6 protein-coding genes and 1 pseudogene are annotated in these 6,528 nt (G+C 69.9%); 2 read left to right on the top strand and 5 right to left on the bottom strand.

The genetic code is table 11. The annotated features are described in order from the left end of the window. Positions 1–469, bottom strand: a pseudogene (locus AC1DG4_RS18645) (hypothetical protein); the annotation flags it as partial. A gap of 269 nt (positions 470–738) precedes the next feature. On the opposite strand from AC1DG4_RS18645, the gene AC1DG4_RS18640 reads away from it, so the two are divergent. Further along, a complete protein-coding gene (locus AC1DG4_RS18640) occupies positions 739–966 on the top strand; it encodes a DUF4126 family protein (RefSeq protein WP_477381872.1) in 228 nt (75 codons plus the stop codon). Positions 967–969: 3 nt separating this feature from the next. Here AC1DG4_RS18640 and AC1DG4_RS18635 read toward each other — a convergent pair whose 3' ends face one another. The 4 genes from AC1DG4_RS18635 to rpsA form a co-directional block, all read right to left on the bottom strand. Continuing rightward, positions 970–1,755, bottom strand: coding sequence for a GNAT family N-acetyltransferase (locus AC1DG4_RS18635; protein ID WP_477420490.1), 786 nt, complete (start codon positions 1,753–1,755; stop codon positions 970–972). Beyond that, positions 1,752–2,360, bottom strand: a complete 609-nt coding sequence (gene coaE / locus AC1DG4_RS18630; RefSeq protein WP_477420492.1) for a dephospho-CoA kinase — start codon at positions 2,358–2,360, stop codon at positions 1,752–1,754. The genes AC1DG4_RS18635 and coaE overlap by 4 nt, the downstream gene beginning before the upstream one ends. Positions 2,361–2,422: 62 nt before the next feature. Continuing rightward, positions 2,423–3,634, bottom strand: a complete 1,212-nt coding sequence (locus AC1DG4_RS18625) for an MFS transporter (protein WP_477381875.1) — start codon at positions 3,632–3,634, stop codon at positions 2,423–2,425. Between the two features lie 196 nt (positions 3,635–3,830). Next, positions 3,831–5,291 (bottom strand): 30S ribosomal protein S1, encoded by a 1,461-nt coding sequence (rpsA, locus tag AC1DG4_RS18620; protein WP_477381876.1) that lies wholly within the window; start codon positions 5,289–5,291, stop codon positions 3,831–3,833. 301 nt (positions 5,292–5,592) lie between these two features. On the opposite strand from rpsA, the gene AC1DG4_RS18615 reads away from it, so the two are divergent. After that, positions 5,593–6,528 (top strand): 5'-3' exonuclease, encoded by a 936-nt coding sequence (locus tag AC1DG4_RS18615; protein WP_477381877.1) that lies wholly within the window; start codon positions 5,593–5,595, stop codon positions 6,526–6,528.

Raw genomic sequence — 6,528 nt, 5'->3', positions numbered from 1 at the left:
CTCCCGAGATGTTCAACGTCAGGGAGTTCAGCGGCGGCACGGCGGATCCCGCGTTGTACGCGAGCTCGAATCCGGTGATCCCGACGAAGCAGGTCACCGTCTGCGTCGCCGTCAGCGTCACCGAAGTCGCGGTACGGCTGGCGACGGCCCACACGTTGCCCGCCGAGATCACGGTGCTCCCGGCGAGGGAGAAGGCCGGATCGCTGTTGTCGAAGGTGACGGTGGCGACCAGGTTGAACGGGGTCGAGAAGCTGTCGCTGGGGAAGCATGCCTCGACACGCGACGAGGACGCCGACAGCACGCCGTCCTTCACGTTCGGCGAGGACTCGACGAGCGATCCGACGCTCGTCGGACTGGTGGCGCTCGCCGCGGCCATCGGCGCGGCGGCGGCGACGGCGATGACGGGCACCGACCATGCTGCGCCCTTGATCACGGTACGGCGCGAGAGGCCGCTCTTGACGTCGGTCATGATGTTGCACTCCAGATATCGGTTGAGCCCACGGCTCGGAAACCGAGATCGCGCACGTCTCAGGGTCGACGCGCGCGACGGAGACGCCACGCGTCCAGCACCCAGAAACTCCCCAGAGCTTTCCCCATCGTCCCCACAGCGCGTCCCGGCGCTGCCCCACGAGCGAAGGTATACGATCCTGGCGAATAATGCAAACCATACGAACAAACCATCCGACGGGTCAATCCCTCGACGTTTCGACAGTTGTTTCACCCAGTTCAGAGGGCTATATGTGGCATATCACCACGACTCCCCTACGGTTGCGGTCGACGATCCTGGCCGGCGTCGCGGCTCCGGTCCTCAGCACGGCGGAGGACATCGCCGCGTTCGTTCTGAGTGCCGCCGCGATCATCGTGCCCGTCGTCGCGACGATCCTTCTGCTCGGCCTGATCGTCGCGATCGTCGTCGTGGTGCGGCGGCGATCACGGCGCCGCCGAGCGCGCGCGGTCGCCGAGTAGCCCTCAGCCCTCGCGGGTCCAGACGTACGGGGTGGTGGTCGTGAACCTGCGCATCCCGGAGCGCTCCAGGATCGGACGCGAGAACTCCGTCGAATCGGAGTGCAGATACCGCAGCCCCCGGCCGAGCGCGGCCTGTGCCCGCTTCGCCGTCAGCGCGCGGTACACGCCGCGACCGCGCCATTCCGGGACCGTCGCGCCGCCCCACACCCCCGCGAACTCGGTGCCTGCGACGGGCTCGAGGCGCCCCGCGCTGATCATGCGCCCCTCTGCCTCCGCGACCCAGAGCACGATGTCATCGCCGGCCACGACACGGGCGATGGTGCGCTGCGCCCTCTGGTCACCGTCGCCGTGGCCGAACACGTCCGCCTGCATCCGCTCCATCACCACGATGTCGGCCTCGTCGCGGATCTCGCGCAGCACGACGCCCTCGGGCACGGGCACATCGGCCGCGAGCAGCGCCGCCTCCCCGAGCATCACCGACTCCGTCTCCTCGGGGACGAAGCCCGCATCGCGCAGCGCGTCCTCCAGCCCAGGCGCGACGTCATGCCCTCGGGTCTTCCACTCCGCGGAGCGCACCTCCGGCAGCGCCTCGAAGTGCGCGCGCACCGCGAAGACGAGCGACCGGATCCGCCGCTCCCCCAACCCGGCCAGATCCACATAGCTCGCGAAGCCCGTGCCGCCCGGGAACACCCCCGCCGCGACGGGGCCGATGAGGCGCACTCCTTCCGCCCCCGCAAGCTCGGCCGCTCCCCGCAGTTGTGCGTCGTAAGCCGCGAGCAGGTCCGTCACGCGGTCGCCCCCGTCCGCAGCCGCGCCCACAGCGCATCGGTCTGGCCAAGGGTGTCCTCGAGCGAACCTGCGGTGTCGATGATCACGTCCGCGATCTCCCGGCGCCGGTCGTCCGGCACCTGGGAGGCGATGCGCTTCTGCGCCTCGGCGCGATCGAGACCCCTGTCGCGCACGAGCCGTTCCTCGCGCACTGCGGCTGGCGCGTCGGCGACGACGATCAGATCCCAGGGATCGTCCACCCGGGCCTCGACCAGCAGCGGGACGTCGTACACGACGATCGCGGCCGGATCCGCGGCCAGTGCCGCCGCGAACCGGCGCTGCGACTCCTCCTTGACTGCCGGGTGCACGATGGCGTTGAGTCGGCCGAGCGCCTCAGCGTCGCCGAAGACCCGCGTCCCGAGGCGCGCGCGATCCAGGGCACCGTCGGGCTGGATCATCTCGGCGCCGAACTCGGCCGCGAGGCGCGCGAGCACGGGCGAGCCCGGTGCCTGCACATCACGGACGATCCGATCCGCATCGATGACGACGGCGCCGTGCTCGGCGAGCCAGGCCGCGATCGTGGACTTACCCGACGCGATGCCGCCGGTGAGCGCGATGAGGGGCATGCTGCCAGTCTCGCATGGGACTTCCGCACGAGCCGCCGGGAGTGCCGGGCCGAAGCGCTCCCTCAGGACCTCTGCGGATCCGCAGCACGTAGCGCCACTCCCGCGACGAGAGCCGCCAGCGCGCACATGCCGATCACGATCCCGCCGAACCACGCCCAGCCCCAGGCGCCGAACGCGATGCCGAGCGTCCATCCGAACAGACTCGAGCCCGCGTAGTACGCGAAGTAGTACAGCGAGGACGCCTGCGCACGGCTCTCGGCAGGCGCGGCGACCGGCGTCCACCCGGATGCCACCGCGTGCGCGCCGAAGAATCCCGCGGTGAAGAGCAGCAGGCCGAACAGCACGATGACCGTGAAGGGCACGAGCATGAGCGCGGCGCCGCCGGCCATCACCGCGACCGAGCCCAGCAGCACGGGGCGCCTTCCCATCCTCGACGCGAGGATCCCGGCCCAGGGAGACGAAACCGTGCCAGCGAGATACGCGAGGAACAGGAGCGTCACGAGCCACGCGGGCAGCGCGAACGGGGGTGCCGCGAGATGGAAGCCGAGGTAGTTGTACACCGCCACGAAGGCGCCCATCAGCAGGAACGCCTGCGCGTACAGCGCGAGCTGACGGGGCGAACGCAGCAGCCGCAGGAGTCGCAGGAGCACGCCTTCACCGCGTTCGGCGCGCAGCCGCAACGGCACGAAGCCCTGCGATCGTGGCGCGAGCCAGAGGAAGAGCGCGGCCGCGACGGCGCAGAGGCCGGTCGCCGCCCACACGCCGGCCTGCCAGCCCGCGACCTCGGCGACGAGGCCGGACACGACCCTGCCCGCGAGCCCGCCGACCGTGGTTCCGGCGATGTAGCTGCCGGCTGCGGCGGCCGCATGACGGGGCCCCACCTCCTCGGCCAGGTAGGCGAGAGCGACGGCCGGCACGGCACCCAGGGCGATCCCCTCTGCGCATCGCAGGGCGAGCAGGATGCCGATGTCGCCGGCGAACGGTGCGAGCAGGCCCAGCGCGGTCGCCGCGATCACCCCGACCGCCATCGCCGGCACGCGCCCGATCCGATCCGCGACGACCGACCAGCCGATCACCGATGCGGCCAGGCCCAGCGTGGCCGCGGAGACGCTCAGCGCGGCGGTCGCCGGATCGATGGTGAGATCGCGCGCCAGCAGCGGCAGCACGGCCTGCGGAGCGTACAGCTGCGCGAACGTGGCGATCCCGGCGAAGAACAGCCCCAGGATGAGCCGCCGGTACGCGTGCGAACCCGGGGCGTGACCGATGAAGCTCACCGGAGGCGGATCGGCCGTCGCGCGATGCCAGGACGGGGAGCGATCGGATCCATGTCCTCCATCCTCACACGTCCGCGCGCCGACCTTCCGGCCGAGTGCCGTCGGGGTCCCGTCCGGGCCGCGATCTTCCCGCAGACGCGGAACGGGCCGCCACCCGCCCGAAGGCGAGGTGACGACCCGTTCTGAAGGGTGATGCTTACGCGTTGCCGCCCGAGAGCTTCTCGCGCAGAGCCGCGAGAGCCTCGTCGTCGGCCAGCGTGCCGGCACCGGCGGAGTCGCTCGAGAACGACTGGGCGCTCGCGGCGAAGTCGTCGCCCGCCGCAGCCTCGGCCTCGGCCGCCTTGATGACCTGGGCCTTGTGCGCCTCCCAGCGAGCCTGGGCAGCCGCGTACTCCTGCTCCCATGCCTCGCGCTGGGTGTCGAAGCCGTCCTTCCACGCACCGGTCTCGGCGTCGAAGCCCTCCGGGTACTTGTACTCGCCGTTCTCGTCGTACTCGGCGAGCATGCCGTACAGGGCCGGGTCGAACTCGGTGCCGTACGGGTCGACCGACTCGTTGGCCTGCTTCAGCGACAGCGAGATGCGGCGACGCTCGAGGTCGATGTCGATGACCTTGACGAAGACCTCTTCACCCACCGACACGACCTGCTCTGCCAGCTCGACGTGCTTGCTGGACAGCTCGGAGATGTGCACGAGGCCCTCGATGCCGTCTGCGACGCGCACGAACGCACCGAACGGAACGAGCTTGGTGACCTTGCCCGGGGTGACCTGGCCGATGGCGTGGGTACGGGCGAAGACCTGCCACGGGTCCTCCTGCGTCGCCTTCAGCGACAGGGAGACGCGCTCGCGGTCGAGGTCGACCTCGAGGATCTCGACGGTGACCTCCTGGCCCACCTCGACGACCTCGGAGGCGTGCTCGATGTGCTTCCAGGAGAGCTCGGAGACGTGCACGAGGCCGTCCACACCGCCGAGGTCGACGAACGCACCGAAGTTCACGATCGACGACACGACGCCCTTGCGGACCTGACCCTTGTGCAGGTTGTTGAGGAACGTGGTGCGCGACTCGGACTGCGTCTGCTCGAGCAGAGCGCGACGCGAGAGCACCACGTTGTTGCGGTTCTTGTCGAGCTCGAGGATCTTGGCCTCGATCTCCTGACCGAGGTACGGGGTGAGGTCGCGGACGCGGCGCAGCTCGATGAGCGAGGCCGGCAGGAAGCCGCGGAGGCCGATGTCGACGATGAGGCCACCCTTGACGACCTCGATGACCTGACCGGTCACGACGCCGTCGTTCTCCTTGATCTTCTCCACGTCGCCCCAGGCGCGCTCGTACTGGGCGCGCTTCTTGGACAGGATCAGACGGCCTTCCTTGTCCTCCTTCTGGAGGACGAGGGCCTCGACCAGGTCGCCGACGGAGACGACCTCGTTGGGGTCGACGTCGTGCTTGATGCTCAGCTCGCGCGAGGGGATGACGCCCTCGGTCTTGTAGCCGACGTCGAGGAGGACCTCGTCGCGGTCGATCTTGACGATCGTGCCCTCGATGATGTCGCCGTCGTTGAAGAACTTCAGGGTCTTCTCGACCGCAGCCAGGAAGTCCTCGGCAGATCCGATGTCATTGATCGCGACCTGCTTGGTGGCCGGAGCGGCCGTTGCGGTAGTCATGTAGTGGGTTGTCCTTGTTGATGAATACTCGGGCTGCGGTGCGCGCTCTCCACGGAGCACAGGATCGCACTGCGGCGAAATGGATGTTTGTTGTCCGTCACGCACACGGGAGGAAGCCCCCACGGGTGACACCTCATGCTATCAGGTCGCTGAGCGCTGCGGTGATCACTTTTCCCCGCGGTCCACCGGGCTTCCGTCCCGTTCGCACGACATCGACAACGCCGGTTCCCGCCGCGATGTTCCCGAGGATCGGCATCCGCGCACTCCCCGTCGACGACAGCAGGCCTGGCAGACTGTGGACATGACCGACGCCGCTCCGAAGCTCCTCCTGCTGGACACCGCCAGCCTCTACTTCCGCGCGTTCTACGGCGTGCCCGACGCGGTCAAGGCGCCGGACGGCACCTCGGTGAACGCGGCCAGAGGGCTGCTCGACATGATCGCGAAGCTCGTGACGGCCTACCGGCCCACGCATCTCGTCGCCTGCTGGGACGACGACTGGCGCCCGCAGTGGCGGGTCGACCTCATCCCGAGCTACAAGGCGCACCGCGTCGTCGAGGTCGTCCCCGGCGGCGCCGACGTCGAGGAGGTGCCGGATCCGCTCGAGGCGCAGATCCCGATCATCCGCGAGGCGCTCGCGGCGCTGCGCATCCCGGTCATCGGCGTCGCGGAGCACGAGGCCGACGATGTGATCGGCACGCTCGCGACCGTGTCGGGCATGCCCGTCGACATCATCACCGGCGACAGGGACCTGTTCCAGCTCGTCGACGACGCCCGCGGAGTCAGAGTGATCTACACCGGCCGCGGGATGAGCAACCTCGAGGACCTCACCGAGGAGGCGGTGGTGCGCAAGTACGGGGTGCTCCCGAGCCAGTACGCCGACTTCGCCACGATGCGAGGAGACGCCTCCGACGGGCTCCCCGGTGTGGCAGGGGTCGGCGAGAAGACCGCCGCGAACCTGCTCGCCGTGCACGGCGACCTCACGGCGATCCGCGCCGCCGCCGAGGGCGCTGAGGGCATGTCGGCGGGCGTGGCGAAGAAGATCCTCGCCGCGTCGGACTACCTCGACGTGGCGCCGACCGTGGTGCGCGTCGCGACCGCGCTGCCGATCGCCGTCCCCGCCGAGCCGCTGCGACCGCTCGACGCCGCAGAGACCGCGGCCGCGGTCGGGGTCGCGGAGCGCTGGAACCTCGGCACGTCGATGGCGCGCGCGCTGGAGGCGCTCAGCCGCACGGCCTGA

It is taken from the genome of Microbacterium sp. 05N427 (assembly GCF_056397105.1).
The sequence above is the reverse complement of the archived record's forward strand: the minus strand, read 5'-3'. Positions and strand labels throughout refer to the sequence as shown.

Bases quoted from the DNA above. Each gene is read 5' to 3' on its own strand.
- coaE (WP_477420492.1), bottom strand. From the start codon at position 2,360: ATGCCCCTCATCGCGCTCACCGGCGGCATCGCGTCGGGTAAGTCCACG.
- AC1DG4_RS18640 (WP_477381872.1), top strand. From the start codon at position 739: ATGTGGCATATCACCACGACTCCCCTACGGTTGCGGTCGACGATCCTG.
- rpsA (WP_477381876.1), bottom strand. From the start codon at position 5,291: ATGACTACCGCAACGGCCGCTCCGGCCACCAAGCAGGTCGCGATCAAT.
- AC1DG4_RS18615 (WP_477381877.1), top strand. From the start codon at position 5,593: ATGACCGACGCCGCTCCGAAGCTCCTCCTGCTGGACACCGCCAGCCTC.